Consider the following 15,858-nt stretch of genomic DNA (forward strand, 5'->3'; position numbering starts at 1 on the left):
AAATTGACTGTGCCGATAACCCTTCCGAAAAAGCGCTATCAATTGGTCACTCAGTTCACTGATAAAATCTTTTTGACTGCATCATTGCCGAGTGCCCACACAGATTGCATGGTCAAATTGTTAAAGAACTTTGTTTCACATTGAATCCTGTGACTCAACTCTCGAAACGGGCGGCCATTCTATCGAATCAAAAGTCAGTGTCAAACACTTTTTTCAATTTAATTTTTTGCCGCTTACCTCATCGAACCGAACCGCTTTCTGCCGTTCCTCCGTGTCGGTGAGGCGGCATTATAGAGAGTTCAAAAACCATGGCAAGCGAAAAAAAACAAAAAAAATATCGAGCGCACAAAAAACAAACAGAGCCTAGATAGATAGCATAAAGATAATACACACCACCCTTTCCAGAGCGATAAAATCTAAAGATTCACGCTGCTTAGAACCAAACAGATACTCACATTTTAAGGTTCAAACACAAAATCAGTTTGATCCAAAGACAGCACAGTCCATAGCAACAAACAAAGAGACCGATGACCGATGATTCTTCAAGGCCTTCACTGTTTTCAGTTCAGCCACAAAGATTAAAAAGAAGGAAGAGATAAGAGATAAGAGATAAGAGATAAGAGATAAGAGATAAGAGATAAATGTTAACTGTATTACTGATTTCTGCATCAAAGAAATCTGTTTTCAAATTTCAGATATAAAAAAGCCGGGTTATTCACCCGGCTCTTTCGATAACGCGCTATTGCTTATTCAGCAGCAGCTTCTTCCTGAGCTTCAGGACGGTCTACCAGCTCAATGTAAGCCATTGGGGCTTTATCACCAGCACGGAAACCGCATTTCATGATGCGAGTGTAACCGCCTGGACGCTGAGCGAAACGTGGACCTAATTCGTTAAACAGTTTCGCAACGACTTCGTTGTCACGAGTACGTGCGAATGCCAGACGACGGTTAGCTACACTGTCAGTCTTAGCTAGGGTAATCAAAGGCTCAATTACGCGACGCAGCTCTTTTGCCTTAGGCAGGGTAGTCTTGATAAGCTCGTGACGTACCAGAGAGCTAGCCATGTTGCTGAACATCGCTTTGCGATGACTGCTGTTGCGGTTGAGTTGACGACCACTCTTACGATGGCGCATGACCTAATCCTTCTAACTAAATATCAGTAACTATTAATCTTCAGCGATAGAGGCTGGCGGCCAGTTTTCCAGGCGCATGCCCAGAGACAGACCACGTGAAGCCAGCACGTCTTTGATTTCTGTCAAAGACTTCTTACCCAGGTTTGGCGTTTTCAGTAGCTCAACCTCGGTACGCTGAACAAGATCACCGATGTAGTGGATCGCTTCTGCTTTCAAACAGTTTGCAGAGCGAACAGTTAGTTCAAGATCGTCTACAGGACGCAGTAGGATCGGATCGAACTCCGGCTTCTCTTCTTTCTCTTCAGGAACTCGTACATCACGTAGATCTACGAATGCATCCAATTGTTCAGCCAAAATAGTGGCTGCACGACGAATCGCTTCCTCAGGGTCAAGAGTACCATTGGTTTCCATATCGATAACCAGCTTATCAAGGTCAGTGCGCTGTTCTACACGCGCAGCCTCAACAGAGTATGCGATACGGTCAACTGGGCTGAAAGTTGCATCAACTAACAAACGACCAATTGGACGCTCATCTTCATCACTGTGAATACGAGCAGAAGCTGGTACGTAGCCGCGACCACGTTCTACCTTGATGCGCATGCTGATGTCAGCATTATCATCAGTCAAATGGCAGATCACGTGCTCTGGGTTCGCAATCTCAACATCACCATCATGGGTGATGTCACCTGCAACAACAGGGCCTGCACCAGATTTGCTGAGAGTCAGGATAACTTCGTCTTTTCCTTCAACCTTTACGGCCAAGCCTTTCAGGTTTAACAGGATTTCAAGAACGTCCTCCTGGACTCCCTCTTTGGTGCTGTACTCGTGTAACACACCGTCGATTTCCACTTCAGTCACTGCGCAACCAGGCATAGATGACAGAAGAATACGACGTAGAGCATTACCTAGAGTGTGGCCAAAGCCACGCTCCAGAGGCTCAAGAGTTACTTTTGCATGCGTCGTGTTAACTTGTTCAATATCAACAAGACGCGGCTTAAGAAATTCTGTTACAGAACCCTGCATTGTGTCCTCTCTTAACTATAGCCTTACTTAGAGTAAAGCTCGACGATCAGGTGTTCGTTGATGTCGGCAGACAAATCAGAACGTTCTGGAAGACGCTTAAAGGTACCTTCCATTTTGTTGCTGTCTACTTCGACCCAAGTCGGCAGTTCACGCTGAGTAGCAACTTCAAGAGCTGCTTTAATGCGTGCTTGGTTCTTAGCTTTCTCACGAATGCTAACAACGTCGTTTGCAGCCACCTGGAAAGATGGGATGTTTACGACTTTGCCGTTAACCAGGATCGCTTTGTGGCTTACCAGCTGACGTGCTTCAGCGCGAGTTGCACCAAAACCCATGCGATAAACAACATTGTCCAGACGACCTTCCAGAAGTTGCAGCAGGTTTTCACCTGTGTTGCCTTTCAGGCGAGCAGCTTCTTTGTAGTAGTTACGGAATTGCTTTTCCAGTACGCCATAAGTACGACGAACTTTCTGCTTCTCACGAAGCTGAACGCCATAGTCAGACAGGCGGCCACGACGAGCACCATGTTGGCCCGGCGCGTTATCAATTTTACACTTGGTATCAATCGCGCGAACACCAGACTTAAGGAACAAGTCAGTGCCTTCACGACGGCTAAGCTTCAGCTTAGGACCCAAATATCTTGCCATGTTCTTTCTCCAATATTCCTAGAAACGAAACGTTATACGCGACGTTTCTTAGGTGGACGACAACCGTTATGAGGGATCGGAGTCGCATCAACAATGTTTGTGATACGGAAACCCGCAGCATTCAGAGCGCGGATTGTTGACTCACGACCAGGACCTGGGCCCTTAACCATAACTTCCAGGTTCTTAACGCCATATTCTTTGGCCATTTCACCACAACGCTCAGCAGCAACCTGTGCAGCGAACGGAGTAGATTTACGAGAACCACGGAAACCAGAACCACCGGCAGTTGCCCAAGCCAGAGCATTACCTTGACGGTCAGTAATGGTAACGATTGTGTTGTTGAAAGAAGCGTGGATGTGCGCTACGCCATCAGCAACTTGCTTGCGTACGCGCTTACGAGCGCGAGTTGGTTGTTTTGCCATTGTACTCTACCTTATCCGATTATTTTTTGATCGGCTTGCGCGGACCCTTACGGGTACGAGCGTTGGTTTTAGTACGCTGTCCACGTAGTGGTAGACTGCGACGATGACGAAGACCACGGTAACAACCAAGATCCATTAGGCGCTTGATGTTCATGGAAACTTCACGACGTAGATCACCTTCTACAGTGTACTTAGCTACACCATCACGCAGTTGATCGATCTGCTCTTCAGTCAGTTCACTGATCTTAACATCTTCAGCAATACCCACATCAGCCAGAATGGCTTTTGAGCGAGTTTTGCCGATACCGTAGATCGCAGTCAGTGCGATTACAGCATGCTTTTGATCAGGAATGTTAATGCCTGCAATACGGGCCACTATTCACTCCTAGTACTTATCAAGAATAACCGCTGTAAAGCCCGTTTAGGATACACAGCGGTGTTACAATTCTTTTGCACACACAAAAGATGGTTGGCTAATGTAGCCAACCTACCTTCAATTTGCAAGAAATATTTCTGCTGATTAGCCTTGGCGCTGCTTGTGCTTTGGCTCGCTGCAAATTACACGCACAACACCGTTGCGCTTGATAACTTTACAGTTACGGCAGATTTTCTTAACGGAAGCACGAACTTTCATTGCTAAACTCCGTAAATGGATAACCAAACTTATCGGCCGTAGCCTTTAAGATTAGCCTTTTTCAAAACCGACTCATACTGTTGAGACATCAGGTGTGTCTGAACTTGAGCCATGAAGTCCATAATAACCACAACTACGATGAGTAGTGACGTACCGCCAAAGTAGAAGCGAACGTTCCAAGCAATCATCATGAACTCGGGGATCAGACAGATAAAGGTAATATACAGTGCACCTGCCAATGTCAGGCGTGTCATTACTTTATCAATATATTTCGCAGTCTGCTCGCCCGGACGAATACCAGGTATGAACGCACCGGATTTCTTCAAGTTATCTGCTGTTTCACGTGGGTTAAACACCAACGCCGTATAGAAGAAACAGAAGAAGATAATCGCAGTCGCATACAACATCACGTACAGTGGCTGACCTGGGCTCAGTGCCAGAGACACATCTGTCAGGAAGCCAAAAGTACCCTCCCCATTTCCACCGAACCACTGAGCCAGTGTGCCAGGGAACAGGATGATACTGGATGCAAAAATTGCTGGAATCACACCTGCCATGTTGATTTTCAACGGCAGATGAGTGCTCTGGCCTGCATAGACACGACGGCCTTGCTGGCGTTTAGCGTAGTTAACAACGATACGACGCTGACCACGCTCCATGAACACTACAAAATAGATAACAGCAAAGGAAATAACTGCAATTGCCAGTAGAAGAAGTACGTGCAATTCACCTTGACGCGCTTGCTCTACGGTCTGTCCAATAGCCGGTGGCAATCCTGCAACGATACCTGTGAAAATAATCAAAGATATACCGTTACCAATGCCACGTTCTGTAATTTGCTCACCTAACCACATAAGGAACATGGTACCGGTGACCAAACTTACGACCGCAACAAAGTAGAAACCCAGACCCGGATTATGCACCAGACCAGGAATCATACTCGGTAACCCCGTCGCAATACCAATTGCTTGGAAGGTTGCCAACACAAGCGTGCCATAGCGAGTATACTGGCTGATCTTACGGCGACCAGACTCACCTTCTTTCTTCAACTCGGCTAAAGCCGGATGAACAACCGTTAGCAACTGGACAATAATTGAAGCCGAAATATACGGCATAATGCCCAGTGCCAAAATGGAAGCACGCTCAAGTGCACCACCAGAGAACATATTAAACAGTTCAATGATGGTGCCCTTTTGCTGTTCGAACAGATCGGCTAGTACAGCAGCGTCAATACCAGGAATCGGCACAAAAGAGCCAGCTCGGAAAATTAAGATAGCCCCTATTACGAATAATAGGCGAGTCTTAAGCTCTGCTAGGCCACCTTTTGCGCTACTAAAATCTTGTCCTGGTTGTTTAGCCATCTGTACCTCATCCTCGAGTTAATTATTCCTCGATTTTACCGCCTGCAGCTTCGATTGCAGCTTTAGCGCCTTTAGTTACGCGTACGCCTTTCACTGTAACAGCGCGGCTGATCTCACCAGACAGAACAACTTTTACAGTTTCGATGTTCTTAGTGATCACGTTTGCAGCTTTCAGTGTTTCCAGGCTTACTACGTCACCTTCAACTTTCGCCAGTTCAGACAGACGAACTTCAGCTGTTACCAGGCTCTTGCGAGAAGTAAAACCGAATTTTGGTAGACGCTGTTTCAAAGGCATTTGACCGCCTTCGAAACCTGGGCGAACAGAACCACCTGAACGTGATTTCTGACCTTTGTGACCACGGCCACAAGTTTTACCCAGACCTGAACCGATACCACGGCCTACGCGCTTCGCAGAAGGCTTAGAACCCGCAGCCGGAGACAGAGTATTCAAACGCATTCTGATTACTCCTCTACTTTAACCATGTAATGAACTTGGTTGATCATACCACGGATACATGGTGTATCTTCCAGTTCAACAGTGTGGTTGATGCGACGTAGGCCCAAGCCACGCAGGGTAGCTTTATGTTTCGGCAGACGGCCGATTGAGCTACGAGTCTGAGTTACTTTGATTGTTTTAGCCATGTCGATTACTCCAGAATTTCTTTAACAGAAAGACCACGCTTAGCAGCGATCATTTCTGGAGAGTTCATACCACTCAAACCGTCAATTGTCGCACGAACGATATTGATTGGGTTTGTAGAACCATATGCTTTAGCAAGAACGTTGTGAACGCCAGCTACTTCCAGCACTGCACGCATTGCACCACCGGCGATGATACCCGTACCTTCTGATGCAGGCTGCATGTACACTTTAGAACCAGTGTGGCGGCCTTTAACAGCGTGGTGCAGGGTACCCTCGTTCAGGGCAACAGTAACCATGTTACGACGTGCTTTTTCCATTGCTTTCTGGATTGCAGCAGGCACTTCACGTGCTTTGCCGTAACCGAAACCAACGCGACCATTACCGTCGCCAACAACAGTCAGGGCAGTAAAGCTGAAAATACGACCACCTTTAACCGTCTTAGATACACGGTTAACAGCGATCAGCTTTTCTTGCAGATCTGATTGAGTTTTTTCGTTAGCCATCTTCCGCCTACCTTAGAATTTCAGACCAGCTTCACGGGCAGCTTCTGCCAGTGCAGCCACTCGGCCGTGGTATTGGAAACCGGAACGATCGAATGCAACGTTAGAGATGCCTTTTTCAATCGCGCGCTCAGCAATGATTTTACCCACTACTGCAGCAGCGTCTTTATTACCGGTGCTCTTCACTTGCTCACGGATCGCTTTTTCTACGGTAGAAGCGGCAGCGATAACCTCGGAGCCATTTGGTGCGATTACCTGAGCGTACACATGGCGTGGAGTACGGTGTACTACCAGGCGAGTTGCACCCAGTTCAGCAATCTTACGACGTGCTCTGGTCGCACGACGGATACGAGATGCTTTCTTATCCATAGTGTTACCTTACTTCTTCTTAGCTTCTTTAATACGCACGACTTCGTCGGCGTAACGAACACCTTTACCTTTATAAGGTTCAGGGCTACGGTAAGCGCGAATGTCTGCAGCAACTTGGCCAACCAACTGCTTATCAGTACCAGTCAGTACGATTTCAGTTTGAGAAGGACACTCAGCTTTAATACCTGCAGGCAGTTCATGCTCAACTGGGTGTGAGAAGCCCAGAGTCAGGCTAACTGCGTTGCCTTTGATAGCAGCACGGTAACCTACACCCTTCAGGGTCAGCTTCTTAGTGAAGCCTTCAGTAACACCAACAACCATGTTGTTAACCAGTGCACGAGCTGTACCAGCTTGTGCCCAGGCATCGTTGAAGCCGTCGCGAGGACCGAACTTAATGGTGTTCTCTTCCTGGGTTAGTTCAACTGCTTCGTTGATTACACGAACCAGTTCACCCTTACCACCTTTAACAGTGATTTCCTGACCGTTGAGTTTAACTTCTACGCCGGCAGGAACAACTACAGGTGCTTTTGCAACACGTGACATTTTCCTACTCCTATTAAGCTACGTAGCAGATAATCTCACCACCAAGACCTGCTTTACGAGCAGCACGGTCAGTCATCAGACCCTTGGAAGTGGACACAACGGCAATACCCAGACCACCCATCACAGTTGGCAGCGCATCTTTCTTCTTATAGATGCGCAGGCCAGGACGAGATACGCGCTGGATTTGCTCGATAACAGGTTTAGCTTCGAAGTACTTAAGAGTAACTTCGAGTTCAGGCTTAACTTCGCCAGAAACGGCGTAGTCAGCAACAAAACCTTCTTCTTTCAGCAGAGCTGCGATAGCAACTTTCAGCTTAGAAGATGGCATTTTAACAGCAACTTTCTTCGCTGCCTGACCGTTACGAATGCGGGTCAGCATATCCGAGATCGGATCTTGCATGCTCATAAGTCAATACTCCGTGATTCTTAATTGGTAATGAATTACCAGCTAGCCTTACGCAGACCCGGAATCTCGCCTTTCATGCAAGCTTCACGAACCTTGATACGGCACAGACCAAACTTACGTAGGTAGCCGTGTGGGCGTCCAGTCTGGTTACAGCGGTTACGCTGACGAGATGGACTTGAATCACGTGGCAGAGACTGAAGTTTGAGCACTGCATTCCAGCGGTCTTCTTCAGACGCATTCACGTCGCTAATTAGAGCTTTAAGCGCTGCACGCTTTTCAGCGAACTTAGCTACCAGCTTGGCACGTTTTGCTTCGCGTGCCTTCATAGATTCTTTAGCCATTAGTAACCCTTACTTTTACTTACGGAATGGGAAGTTAAAAGCAGACAGCAGAGCACGAGCTTCTTCGTCAGAGTTTGCAGTAGTTGTGATAGTGATATCCAGACCACGCACACGATCTACTTTATCGAAATCGATCTCTGGGAAGATAATCTGCTCACGAACGCCCATGCTGTAGTTACCACGACCGTCGAATGATTTCGGGTTCAGACCACGGAAATCACGGATACGAGGAACAGCAATTGAGATCAGACGCTCGAAAAAGTCCCACATACGTTCGCCACGTAGGGTTACTTTACAGCCGATCGGGTAGCCCTCACGGATCTTAAAGCCAGCAACAGACTTACGAGCTTTGGTAATCAGCGGCTTTTGACCTGTAATAGCGGCCATATCAGCAGCTGCGTTTTCCAACAGCTTCTTGTCGTTCAAGGCTTCACCGACACCCATGTTCAGGGTGATCTTTTCGATCCTTGGGACTTGCATGATGCTCTTGTACTGGAACTTGTCAGCAAGTTCTTTTACAACAGACTCTTTGTAGTAATCATGCAGTTTCGCCATAGTACTACTCCAAAATTACTTGATAGTTTCGCCATTAGACTTGAAGAAACGAACTTTTTTGCCGTCTTCAAATCGGAAGCCTACACGGTCAGCTTTACCAGTTGCCGCGTTGAAGATTGCAACGTTAGAAGCGTCGATTGCTGCTTCTTTTTCAACGATGCCACCCTGGATGCCCATAGCCGGAACAGGCTTCTGGTGCTTTTTAACCAGGTTGATACCTTCAACAACGATTTTACCAGTTGCCAGGACCTTAGTTACTTTACCTTTCTTACCTTTATCTTTACCGGCAAGAACGATAATTTCGTCGTTACGACGGATTTTAGCTGCCATTTTCGTCACTCCTTACAGTACTTCTGGCGCTAGTGAAACAATCTTCATGAATTTCGCAGAGCGAAGTTCACGAGTCACTGGGCCAAAGATACGAGTACCGATTGGTTGCTCACTGGTGTTGTTCAACAGCACGCAAGCATTACGGTCGAAGCGAATGACAGAGCCGTCTGGACGACGAACGCCTTTACGGGTGCGCACAACCACCGCTTTCAGTACATCACCTTTTTTCACTTTACCGCGAGGAATTGCTTCCTTAACAGTAACTTTGATGATGTCACCGATATGTGCATAGCGACGGTGAGAACCACCCAGAACCTTAATACACATTACGCTACGAGCGCCGGAGTTATCGGCTGCATCTAGCATACTTTGCATTTGGATCATGTTAGTGCTCCGCTTATCAAAAACATCTAGACCCATCTCGGGTCGAATTCGCCTTTTTTACAAGGGCGGCGAATAATAACACCATTTTTTGAGAATGGGTAGATAAAAAATAAACGGCCCCATTTTTAAGGGGGGCCGCTCAGTTATGTCATTGTAAAAGTTCGCTTAGATGCGCGCTTTCTCAACAACGCGTACCAGAGTCCAAGATTTGTTCTTAGACAATGGACGGCACTCACGGATCTCAACAGTGTCGCCAATGCCACACTCGTTGTTTTCATCGTGAACATGCAGTTTTGTCGTACGCTTGATGAACTTACCATAGATTGGGTGCTTCACGAAACGCTCGATAGCAACCACGATAGACTTGTCCATCTTGTCGCTAACTACACGACCCTGCTGAGTACGAATTTTCTCGCTCATTATGCGCCAGCCTTCTCATTCAGAACGGTTTTAACACGTGCGATATCGCGACGTACTGCTTTCAGAGTGTGCGTCTGTTGCAGTTGACCAGTCGCAGCCTGCATGCGCAGGTTGAACTGCTCGCGCAGCAGGTTCACAAGCTCAGCATTCAGTTCTTCAACGCTTTTAGCGCGCAGATCTTGTGCATTCATCACATCACCGCCTTAGTTACGAAAGTGGTTTTCACAGGAAGCTTACGTGCGGCCAGTTTAAAGGCTTCGCGAGCAAGATCTTCTGAAACACCATCCATTTCATACAGAACTTTACCTGGTTGGATTTGGGCTACCCAGTACTCAACGTTACCTTTACCCTTACCCTGACGAACTTCCAACGGCTTGCTTGTAATCGGCTTGTCCGGGAAGATACGAATCCAGATTTGGCCCTGACGTTTGATATGACGAGTCATAGCACGACGAGCAGCCTCGATCTGACGAGCAGTAATACGGCCACGGCCAACTGCTTTCAGACCGAAAGTACCGAAGCTTACGTCAGTACCGTTCGCCAGACCGCGGTTACGACCCTTGTGAGTCTTGCGGAATTTAGTGCGTTTAGGTTGCAGCATCGATAAACTCCTTATTTACGGCCTTTGCGTTGCTTCTTAGGCTTGTTATCAGCCTTAGGCTCAGCAACTGGCATGCCACCCAGAACTTCGCCTTTGAAGATCCAAGTTTTGATACCAATTACACCGTATTGGGTGTGAGCCGAAGAAGTCGCGTAATCAATGTCAGCACGCAGAGTGTGCAGAGGCACACGGCCTTCACGGTACCACTCAGTACGTGCGATTTCAGCGCCGCCCAGACGGCCGCTTACTTCAACTTTGATACCCTTGGCACCCAGACGCATAGCGTTCTGTACCGCACGCTTCATTGCGCGACGGAACATCACACGACGCTCCAGCTGAGAAGCGATGCTGTCACCAACAAGCTGTGCATCCAGCTCTGGCTTACGTACTTCAGCGATGTTGATCTGTGCTGGAACACCAGCGATCTTAGCAACGCGAGCGCGCAGTTTTTCTACGTCTTCGCCTTTCTTACCGATAACAACGCCTGGACGAGCAGTGTGAATTGTCACACGGATGCTCTTCGCAGGACGCTCGATAACGATGCGAGACAGAGACGCTTTTGCTAATTCCTTAGTCAGGAATTGACGTACCTTGAAGTCGCCGTCTAGGTTGTCAGCGAATTCGTTGCTGTTAGCATACCAAGTGGTATTCCAAGGCTTCACGATGCCAAGACGAATACCATTAGGATGTACTTTTTGACCCATTGCTTTGTCTCCTACTCTCTTAGCGATCCGCTACAACAACAGTGATGTGGCTAGAACGCTTCAAGATGCGATCGGCACGGCCTTTAGCACGAGGCATAATACGCTTCATGGTTGGACCTTCATCAACGAAGATTTTCGCAACATTCAGATCATCGATGTCTGCGCCTTCGTTGTGCTCAGCATTAGCGATAGCAGATTCCAGAACCTTCTTAACTAGGTCAGCAGCTTTTTTGTTGCTGAAAGTCAGAATTTCCAGTGCTTGTGCTACGGTTTTACCGCGCACTTGATCTGCAACCAAACGAGCTTTCTGCGGTGAGATGCGAGCAAAGCGATGTTTAGCGATAGCTTCCATTACCTATACTCCTCTTAGCGCTTCTTAGCTTTCTTATCTGCAGCGTGGCCGCGATAAGTACGTGTTGGTGCAAATTCGCCCAGCTTGTGACCGATCATTTCTTCAGAAACGAAAACTGGTACGTGCTGACGACCATTATGGACAGCGATGGTCAAACCGATCATCTGAGGGATGATCATTGAGCGACGGGACCAAGTCTTAACAGGCTTCTTGTCACCGCTTTCCACCGCTTTCTCTACCTTCTTCAGCAAGTGCAGGTCAATAAAAGGACCTTTCTTGAGAGAACGTGGCATGGCTTATCCTCTGATATAAATTACTTATTACGACGACGTACGATGTACTTGTCGGTACGTTTGTTCTTACGAGTTTTGTAACCCTTAGTCGGTACGCCCCATGGTGTCACTGGGTGACGACCACCAGAAGTACGACCTTCACCACCACCGTGTGGGTGGTCGATTGGGTTCATTACAACACCACGTACGGTTGGACGAACACCGCGCCAACGTGAAGCACCGGCTTTACCCAGTTCACGCAGCATGTGTTCACCGTTACCAACCTCACCCAGAGTCGCACGACCTTCGGCAAGAACTTTACGCATTTCGCCAGAACGCAGACGAATAGTTACGTATGCGCCAGCACGAGCTACGATTTGTGCGTAAGTACCAGCTGAACGAGCCAGCTGAGCACCTTTACCAGGCTTCAGTTCAACACAGTGTACAGTTGAACCTACTGGGATGTTGCGCATTGGCAGGGTGTTACCTACTTTGATCGCAGCATCTACACCAGACTGGATTGTATCACCAGCTTGGATGCCTTTTGGTGCAATGATGTAACGACGCTCACCGTCTGCGTACAGAACCAGCGCGATGTTTGCGCTACGGTTTGGATCGTATTCCAGACGCTCAACTTTCGCTGGGATACCATCTTTATTACGCTTGAAGTCGATCAGACGGTAATGTTGTTTGTTACCACCACCGATGTGACGAACAGTGATACGACCGTTATTGTTACGACCACCAGTCTTAGAGTTTTTCTCCAGCAGTGGTGCGTACGGCTTACCCTTATGCAGGTCAGAGTTAACCACTTTAACTACGTGGCGACGACCTGGGGAAGTCGGCTTACATTTTACAATAGCCATTCTTCTTTGCTCCTAGCCTTACTCTGCACTACCAGCGAAGTCGATGTCTTGACCTTCTTTCAGGGTCACATACGCTTTTTTCCAGTCGCTACGACGGCCTTGGCGCATACCTTGACGCTTAGTTTTACCTTTCGCGATCAGGGTGTTTACAGACTTAACTTCAACTTCAAACAGTTTCTCAACTGCCGCTTTGATCTCACGCTTAGTTGCGGTCATCGCTACTTTGAAAACGATAGTGTTACCGTTCTCAGCAGCCATGGTCGCTTTTTCAGAGATGTGCGGAGCACGTAGAACTTTCAGGATACGCTCTTCGGTGATCATGCCAGCATCTCCTCAACTTGCTTAACTGCCGCAGCAGTCATCACTACTTTGTCGAATGCGATCAAGCTCACTGGGTCGATTGCAGCTGCATCACGTACGTCAACCTTATACAGGTTACGTGCGGCCAGGAACAGATTCTCATCCAGTTCACCAGTAACGATCAGAACATCATTCAGTTCCAGCTCTTTCAGCTTAGCAACCAGCTCTTTCGTTTTCGGTGCTTCTACAGAGAAGTTATCAACAACGATCAGACGCTCTTGACGAACCAGCTCAGACAGAATGCACTTCATCGCACCACGGTACATTTTCTTGTTAACTTTCTGGCTGTGGTCCTGAGGACGCGCAGCGAAAGTTACACCACCTGTACGCCACAGTGGGCTACGGATAGTACCGGCACGGGCACGACCAGTACCCTTTTGACGCCATGGCTTAGCACCGCCACCAGACACGTCAGAACGGGTCTTTTGTGCACGAGTACCTTGACGGGCACCTGCTGCGTAAGCAACAACTACTTGGTGTACCAGCGCTTCGTTGAACTCACGCCCAAAAGTAGCTTCGGAGACAGTTAGCGCATCAGCGCCTTTGACTACCAATTCCATTACTAACTCCTCGACGTTACGCTTTAACAGCTGGTTTTACGATCACGTTGCCGCCAGTTGCGCCTGGGACTGCACCTTTGATCAGAAGCAGGTTGCGCTCAGCGTCAACACGTACGATCTCAAGGTTTTGAGTCGTTACACGCTCAGCACCCATGTGACCAGCCATTTTCTTGCCTTTAAATACGCGACCTGGAGTCTGACATTGACCGATAGAACCAGGGGCACGGTGAGACAAGGAGTTACCGTGGCTCATATCTTGAGTACGGAAGTTCCAACGCTTAACAGCGCCTTGGAAACCTTTACCCTTAGAAGTGCCAGTAACGTCTACTTTCTTAATTTCGTTGAACAGTTCAACTTTCAGCTCAGCGCCTACTTCGAACTCTTCACCATTTTCCAGGCGGAATTCCCACAGACCGCGGCCAGCTTCAACACCTGCTTTCGCAAAGTGACCAGCTTCAGCTTTGTTTACGCGGCTTGCTTTCTTAGAACCAGCAGTAACCTGGATAGCGTTATAACCATCAGTGTCAACAGATTTAACCTGAGTAACACGGTTATTTTCAACTTCAACCACAGTAACTGGGATAGAAGCGCCATCTTCGGTAAAGATGCGGGTCATGCCCACTTTACGACCGATTAGACCAATCATTCTCTTATCTCCCCTTAACCTAGGCTGATCTGAACGTCAACGCCAGCAGCTAGATCCAGACGCATCAGAGCATCAACAGTCTTGTCTGTTGGCTCAACGATGTCGATAAGGCGCTTGTGAGTACGGATTTCGTACTGGTCACGGGCGTCCTTATTCACGTGTGGAGAAATAAGAACAGTGAAACGCTCTTTACGAGTAGGCAGTGGGATTGGGCCACGAACCTGCGCGCCAGTACGCTTAGCTGTTTCAACGATTTCCGCGGTAGACTGATCGATCAGACGGTGATCGAAAGCCTTCAGGCGGATACGAATACGTTGGTTCTGCATGAGACAGAGCTCCAATTATAAAAAATTTACACAAACAATATCGCCACTCAGACTCGCAAAGGCGAGAGAATGCCGATTGATTCATGTGAACGTAGCACCCCTTTTGGGCGCATTGTCAGTCAATTTAATGACTGCGAACATAAGTCAGAGTATACATTACCGAATCAGTGATTTACTGATCCCTTCCTCAACGCTTATTGGTTCACAACCGTCTTCTTGAGACAGTGCGAGGCATTATACCGATCACAAAATGAAACGCAAGCAGTGATGGGAATTTAAGCAGAAAATGAAAAAGCCCCCATTCATGAACAATGAACGAGGGCTCTGATTCAAGCTTTGCTGGTTAATCTTCGTCGACAATCTGCGCCTGATTGTAATTATTAATTCCCATCCGCTCGATCAAACCAAGCTGGGTTTCCAACCAGTCGACATGCTCTTCTTCGTCTTCAAGAATATCCTGGAATAAATCCCGGGAAACATAATCCCGCACCTCTTCTGCATATTGAATGGCATCACGCAGATCAGGAATCGCATCCATCTCCAGGGAAAGGTCACACTCAAGCATTTCCTTGGTATCTTCGCCAATCCGCAGCTTACCCAAATCCTGCAAATTGGGTACACCTTCCAGAAACAGAATGCGCTCTATCAGATGATCTGCGTGATTCATTTCATCGATTGATTCGTGGTATTCCTTGTCGGCCAAATGCTTCAGGCCCCAATCTTTATACATCCGGGCATGGAGGAAGTACTGATTGATGGCGACCAGTTCATTGCCCAGCACTTTATTGAGATGTTGAATGATTTTGGGATCGGCTTTCATTAGCGAACACTCCTCTCTCGGTCCTATTAAGCTTAGAACCGATCTGAAGAGTGTCAAAAAGAGAGTGCGTGCCCTCTCTCTAACCTAAAACCTAACTCTAACTCGCTTTTTTCAGGGCAACCGCAGTGATATCAATCACAGAGATATCCTGAGATGTGTCTCGCTCTAAAACAACATGCTGAATGATACTTTTTGCCTGGCGAATACATTTGCCACACTGTGAACCAAGTGGTGTGATCGCTTTAATGCCACGGATGTCTGAAACACCGCTTTCTTCAACCAGCTTTACTATTTTCTTGTCGGAAATTCCGTGACACAGACAAACGTACATAACAACTCTCTACATCTAAGTCTGCCTCAAATATAAACGAGAACAGTTAGCATTACCACTTTCAATGCCACAGTGCTCTAGATGAATTCGTTATCAAACATGCAAAAAAATACGTGTATAGAATAAGTAGAAAACAGAGGAAGTTAGAATTTATTTCAACGAAGTTTGCAACGAAAAGCAGGACATCGCAGTGAATGCAAAACCCAAGTAAACCCACAAATTTACAAAGTCACATATGCAAAAAGGGAGCCGAAGCTCCCTTTTTCGTGTTGATTCAATCTTTGCTAATTAAGCAACGATCTTAGCAACAACA

General features: G+C 47.4%; 30 protein-coding genes. All 30 read right to left on the reverse strand.

What is annotated here, in order from left to right:
• Positions 1-746 precede the first annotated feature (746 nt).
• Positions 747-1,133, reverse strand: coding sequence for a 50S ribosomal protein L17 (gene rplQ, locus EA58_RS07765; RefSeq protein WP_027251964.1), 387 nt, complete (start codon positions 1,131-1,133; stop codon positions 747-749).
• A 33-nt stretch (positions 1,134-1,166) separates the two neighbouring features.
• Complete coding sequence (locus tag EA58_RS07770; protein WP_036751098.1) at positions 1,167-2,156, reverse strand: DNA-directed RNA polymerase subunit alpha; 990 nt, start codon at positions 2,154-2,156, stop codon at positions 1,167-1,169.
• Positions 2,157-2,179: 23 nt separating this feature from the next.
• A complete protein-coding gene (rpsD, locus tag EA58_RS07775) occupies positions 2,180-2,800 on the reverse strand; it encodes a 30S ribosomal protein S4 (RefSeq protein WP_036751101.1) in 621 nt (206 codons plus the stop codon).
• A 32-nt stretch (positions 2,801-2,832) separates the two neighbouring features.
• Positions 2,833-3,222, reverse strand: a complete 390-nt coding sequence (gene rpsK / locus EA58_RS07780) for a 30S ribosomal protein S11 (protein WP_027251961.1) — start codon at positions 3,220-3,222, stop codon at positions 2,833-2,835.
• A 19-nt stretch (positions 3,223-3,241) separates the two neighbouring features.
• The gene (gene rpsM, locus EA58_RS07785; RefSeq protein WP_011078812.1) at positions 3,242-3,598 is read right to left on the reverse strand and encodes a 30S ribosomal protein S13; all 357 of its coding nucleotides are present in this window, start codon (positions 3,596-3,598) and stop codon (positions 3,242-3,244) included.
• A gap of 144 nt (positions 3,599-3,742) precedes the next feature.
• Positions 3,743-3,856: a 50S ribosomal protein L36 gene (gene rpmJ / locus EA58_RS21310; protein ID WP_000868186.1), complete on the reverse strand. Its 114-nt coding sequence runs from the start codon at positions 3,854-3,856 to the stop codon at positions 3,743-3,745.
• A gap of 29 nt (positions 3,857-3,885) precedes the next feature.
• Positions 3,886-5,217 carry a preprotein translocase subunit SecY gene (gene secY / locus EA58_RS07790; RefSeq protein WP_036751106.1) on the reverse strand — a complete coding sequence of 444 codons (1,332 nt, stop codon included), beginning with the start codon at positions 5,215-5,217 and terminating at the stop codon, positions 3,886-3,888.
• Between the two features lie 22 nt (positions 5,218-5,239).
• The gene (gene rplO / locus EA58_RS07795) at positions 5,240-5,674 is read right to left on the reverse strand and encodes a 50S ribosomal protein L15 (protein ID WP_036751108.1); all 435 of its coding nucleotides are present in this window, start codon (positions 5,672-5,674) and stop codon (positions 5,240-5,242) included.
• 5 nt (positions 5,675-5,679) lie between these two features.
• Entirely contained in the window at positions 5,680-5,859 is a 180-nt protein-coding gene (gene rpmD, locus EA58_RS07800) for a 50S ribosomal protein L30 (protein ID WP_036751111.1), read from the reverse strand.
• Positions 5,860-5,864: 5 nt separating this feature from the next.
• Positions 5,865-6,362: a 30S ribosomal protein S5 gene (gene rpsE / locus EA58_RS07805; protein ID WP_036751114.1), complete on the reverse strand. Its 498-nt coding sequence runs from the start codon at positions 6,360-6,362 to the stop codon at positions 5,865-5,867.
• 12 nt (positions 6,363-6,374) lie between these two features.
• The gene (rplR, locus tag EA58_RS07810; RefSeq protein WP_027251955.1) at positions 6,375-6,728 is read right to left on the reverse strand and encodes a 50S ribosomal protein L18; all 354 of its coding nucleotides are present in this window, start codon (positions 6,726-6,728) and stop codon (positions 6,375-6,377) included.
• 9 nt (positions 6,729-6,737) lie between these two features.
• Positions 6,738-7,271, reverse strand: a complete 534-nt coding sequence (gene rplF, locus EA58_RS07815) for a 50S ribosomal protein L6 (RefSeq protein WP_036751116.1) — start codon at positions 7,269-7,271, stop codon at positions 6,738-6,740.
• A gap of 13 nt (positions 7,272-7,284) precedes the next feature.
• On the reverse strand, positions 7,285-7,677 hold the full coding sequence (gene rpsH, locus EA58_RS07820) for a 30S ribosomal protein S8 (RefSeq protein ID WP_036751119.1): 393 nt from the start codon (positions 7,675-7,677) through the stop codon (positions 7,285-7,287).
• 35 nt (positions 7,678-7,712) lie between these two features.
• Positions 7,713-8,018 (reverse strand): 30S ribosomal protein S14, encoded by a 306-nt coding sequence (rpsN, locus tag EA58_RS07825; protein ID WP_036751122.1) that lies wholly within the window; start codon positions 8,016-8,018, stop codon positions 7,713-7,715.
• Positions 8,019-8,033: 15 nt separating this feature from the next.
• A complete protein-coding gene (gene rplE / locus EA58_RS07830; RefSeq protein ID WP_036751124.1) occupies positions 8,034-8,573 on the reverse strand; it encodes a 50S ribosomal protein L5 in 540 nt (179 codons plus the stop codon).
• A gap of 15 nt (positions 8,574-8,588) precedes the next feature.
• Positions 8,589-8,903 carry a 50S ribosomal protein L24 gene (rplX, locus tag EA58_RS07835; protein WP_036751127.1) on the reverse strand — a complete coding sequence of 105 codons (315 nt, stop codon included), beginning with the start codon at positions 8,901-8,903 and terminating at the stop codon, positions 8,589-8,591.
• A gap of 12 nt (positions 8,904-8,915) precedes the next feature.
• Entirely contained in the window at positions 8,916-9,287 is a 372-nt protein-coding gene (gene rplN, locus EA58_RS07840) for a 50S ribosomal protein L14 (protein ID WP_036751130.1), read from the reverse strand.
• A gap of 165 nt (positions 9,288-9,452) precedes the next feature.
• Complete coding sequence (rpsQ, locus tag EA58_RS07845; protein WP_036751132.1) at positions 9,453-9,707, reverse strand: 30S ribosomal protein S17; 255 nt, start codon at positions 9,705-9,707, stop codon at positions 9,453-9,455.
• Positions 9,707-9,898, reverse strand: a complete 192-nt coding sequence (gene rpmC, locus EA58_RS07850; RefSeq protein ID WP_027251947.1) for a 50S ribosomal protein L29 — start codon at positions 9,896-9,898, stop codon at positions 9,707-9,709. The genes rpsQ and rpmC overlap by 1 nt, the downstream gene beginning before the upstream one ends.
• Positions 9,898-10,308 (reverse strand): 50S ribosomal protein L16, encoded by a 411-nt coding sequence (rplP, locus tag EA58_RS07855; RefSeq protein WP_027251946.1) that lies wholly within the window; start codon positions 10,306-10,308, stop codon positions 9,898-9,900. The genes rpmC and rplP overlap by 1 nt, the downstream gene beginning before the upstream one ends.
• A gap of 11 nt (positions 10,309-10,319) precedes the next feature.
• Positions 10,320-11,012, reverse strand: coding sequence for a 30S ribosomal protein S3 (gene rpsC, locus EA58_RS07860; protein WP_036751135.1), 693 nt, complete (start codon positions 11,010-11,012; stop codon positions 10,320-10,322).
• Between the two features lie 19 nt (positions 11,013-11,031).
• On the reverse strand, positions 11,032-11,364 hold the full coding sequence (gene rplV, locus EA58_RS07865; protein ID WP_027251944.1) for a 50S ribosomal protein L22: 333 nt from the start codon (positions 11,362-11,364) through the stop codon (positions 11,032-11,034).
• A 14-nt stretch (positions 11,365-11,378) separates the two neighbouring features.
• Positions 11,379-11,657 carry a 30S ribosomal protein S19 gene (gene rpsS, locus EA58_RS07870; protein ID WP_007469141.1) on the reverse strand — a complete coding sequence of 93 codons (279 nt, stop codon included), beginning with the start codon at positions 11,655-11,657 and terminating at the stop codon, positions 11,379-11,381.
• Positions 11,658-11,677: 20 nt separating this feature from the next.
• The gene (gene rplB / locus EA58_RS07875) at positions 11,678-12,502 is read right to left on the reverse strand and encodes a 50S ribosomal protein L2 (RefSeq protein WP_036751139.1); all 825 of its coding nucleotides are present in this window, start codon (positions 12,500-12,502) and stop codon (positions 11,678-11,680) included.
• Positions 12,503-12,520: 18 nt separating this feature from the next.
• Positions 12,521-12,823, reverse strand: coding sequence for a 50S ribosomal protein L23 (rplW, locus tag EA58_RS07880; protein WP_036751141.1), 303 nt, complete (start codon positions 12,821-12,823; stop codon positions 12,521-12,523).
• Positions 12,820-13,422, reverse strand: a complete 603-nt coding sequence (gene rplD / locus EA58_RS07885) for a 50S ribosomal protein L4 (protein WP_036751143.1) — start codon at positions 13,420-13,422, stop codon at positions 12,820-12,822. The genes rplW and rplD overlap by 4 nt, the downstream gene beginning before the upstream one ends.
• Before the next feature lie 16 nt (positions 13,423-13,438).
• Entirely contained in the window at positions 13,439-14,068 is a 630-nt protein-coding gene (rplC, locus tag EA58_RS07890) for a 50S ribosomal protein L3 (RefSeq protein WP_036751145.1), read from the reverse strand.
• Positions 14,069-14,082: 14 nt separating this feature from the next.
• Complete coding sequence (gene rpsJ / locus EA58_RS07895) at positions 14,083-14,394, reverse strand: 30S ribosomal protein S10 (protein WP_005501283.1); 312 nt, start codon at positions 14,392-14,394, stop codon at positions 14,083-14,085.
• Between the two features lie 343 nt (positions 14,395-14,737).
• The gene (gene bfr, locus EA58_RS07900; RefSeq protein ID WP_036751150.1) at positions 14,738-15,214 is read right to left on the reverse strand and encodes a bacterioferritin; all 477 of its coding nucleotides are present in this window, start codon (positions 15,212-15,214) and stop codon (positions 14,738-14,740) included.
• Between the two features lie 97 nt (positions 15,215-15,311).
• The gene (locus tag EA58_RS20850; RefSeq protein WP_051641947.1) at positions 15,312-15,545 is read right to left on the reverse strand and encodes a (2Fe-2S)-binding protein; all 234 of its coding nucleotides are present in this window, start codon (positions 15,543-15,545) and stop codon (positions 15,312-15,314) included.
• Between the last annotated feature and the right edge of the window lie 313 nt (positions 15,546-15,858).

Source organism: Photobacterium galatheae, assembly GCF_000695255.1.
Classification (GTDB): Bacteria; Pseudomonadota; Gammaproteobacteria; order Enterobacterales; family Vibrionaceae; genus Photobacterium; species Photobacterium galatheae.

Excerpts from the sequence above, each read along its gene's own strand:
- rplQ (WP_027251964.1), bottom strand. The coding sequence starts at position 1,133 with ATGCGCCATCGTAAGAGTGGTCGTCAACTCAACCGCAACAGCAGTCAT.
- EA58_RS07770 (WP_036751098.1), bottom strand. The coding sequence starts at position 2,156 with ATGCAGGGTTCTGTAACAGAATTTCTTAAGCCGCGTCTTGTTGATATT.
- rpsD (WP_036751101.1), bottom strand. The coding sequence starts at position 2,800 with ATGGCAAGATATTTGGGTCCTAAGCTGAAGCTTAGCCGTCGTGAAGGC.
- rpsK (WP_027251961.1), bottom strand. The coding sequence starts at position 3,222 with ATGGCAAAACAACCAACTCGCGCTCGTAAGCGCGTACGCAAGCAAGTT.
- rpmJ (WP_000868186.1), bottom strand. The coding sequence starts at position 3,856 with ATGAAAGTTCGTGCTTCCGTTAAGAAAATCTGCCGTAACTGTAAAGTT.
- secY (WP_036751106.1), bottom strand. The coding sequence starts at position 5,217 with ATGGCTAAACAACCAGGACAAGATTTTAGTAGCGCAAAAGGTGGCCTA.
- rplO (WP_036751108.1), bottom strand. The coding sequence starts at position 5,674 with ATGCGTTTGAATACTCTGTCTCCGGCTGCGGGTTCTAAGCCTTCTGCG.
- rpmD (WP_036751111.1), bottom strand. The coding sequence starts at position 5,859 with ATGGCTAAAACAATCAAAGTAACTCAGACTCGTAGCTCAATCGGCCGT.
- rpsE (WP_036751114.1), bottom strand. The coding sequence starts at position 6,362 with ATGGCTAACGAAAAAACTCAATCAGATCTGCAAGAAAAGCTGATCGCT.
- rplR (WP_027251955.1), bottom strand. The coding sequence starts at position 6,728 with ATGGATAAGAAAGCATCTCGTATCCGTCGTGCGACCAGAGCACGTCGT.
- rplF (WP_036751116.1), bottom strand. The coding sequence starts at position 7,271 with ATGTCACGTGTTGCAAAAGCACCTGTAGTTGTTCCTGCCGGCGTAGAA.
- rpsH (WP_036751119.1), bottom strand. The coding sequence starts at position 7,677 with ATGAGCATGCAAGATCCGATCTCGGATATGCTGACCCGCATTCGTAAC.
- rpsN (WP_036751122.1), bottom strand. The coding sequence starts at position 8,018 with ATGGCTAAAGAATCTATGAAGGCACGCGAAGCAAAACGTGCCAAGCTG.
- rplE (WP_036751124.1), bottom strand. The coding sequence starts at position 8,573 with ATGGCGAAACTGCATGATTACTACAAAGAGTCTGTTGTAAAAGAACTT.
- rplX (WP_036751127.1), bottom strand. The coding sequence starts at position 8,903 with ATGGCAGCTAAAATCCGTCGTAACGACGAAATTATCGTTCTTGCCGGT.
- rplN (WP_036751130.1), bottom strand. The coding sequence starts at position 9,287 with ATGATCCAAATGCAAAGTATGCTAGATGCAGCCGATAACTCCGGCGCT.
- rpsQ (WP_036751132.1), bottom strand. The coding sequence starts at position 9,707 with ATGAGCGAGAAAATTCGTACTCAGCAGGGTCGTGTAGTTAGCGACAAG.
- rpmC (WP_027251947.1), bottom strand. The coding sequence starts at position 9,898 with ATGAATGCACAAGATCTGCGCGCTAAAAGCGTTGAAGAACTGAATGCT.
- rplP (WP_027251946.1), bottom strand. The coding sequence starts at position 10,308 with ATGCTGCAACCTAAACGCACTAAATTCCGCAAGACTCACAAGGGTCGT.
- rpsC (WP_036751135.1), bottom strand. The coding sequence starts at position 11,012 with ATGGGTCAAAAAGTACATCCTAATGGTATTCGTCTTGGCATCGTGAAG.
- rplV (WP_027251944.1), bottom strand. The coding sequence starts at position 11,364 with ATGGAAGCTATCGCTAAACATCGCTTTGCTCGCATCTCACCGCAGAAA.
- rpsS (WP_007469141.1), bottom strand. The coding sequence starts at position 11,657 with ATGCCACGTTCTCTCAAGAAAGGTCCTTTTATTGACCTGCACTTGCTG.
- rplB (WP_036751139.1), bottom strand. The coding sequence starts at position 12,502 with ATGGCTATTGTAAAATGTAAGCCGACTTCCCCAGGTCGTCGCCACGTA.
- rplW (WP_036751141.1), bottom strand. The coding sequence starts at position 12,823 with ATGATCACCGAAGAGCGTATCCTGAAAGTTCTACGTGCTCCGCACATC.
- rplD (WP_036751143.1), bottom strand. The coding sequence starts at position 13,422 with ATGGAATTGGTAGTCAAAGGCGCTGATGCGCTAACTGTCTCCGAAGCT.
- rplC (WP_036751145.1), bottom strand. The coding sequence starts at position 14,068 with ATGATTGGTCTAATCGGTCGTAAAGTGGGCATGACCCGCATCTTTACC.
- rpsJ (WP_005501283.1), bottom strand. The coding sequence starts at position 14,394 with ATGCAGAACCAACGTATTCGTATCCGCCTGAAGGCTTTCGATCACCGT.
- bfr (WP_036751150.1), bottom strand. The coding sequence starts at position 15,214 with ATGAAAGCCGATCCCAAAATCATTCAACATCTCAATAAAGTGCTGGGC.
- EA58_RS20850 (WP_051641947.1), bottom strand. The coding sequence starts at position 15,545 with ATGTACGTTTGTCTGTGTCACGGAATTTCCGACAAGAAAATAGTAAAG.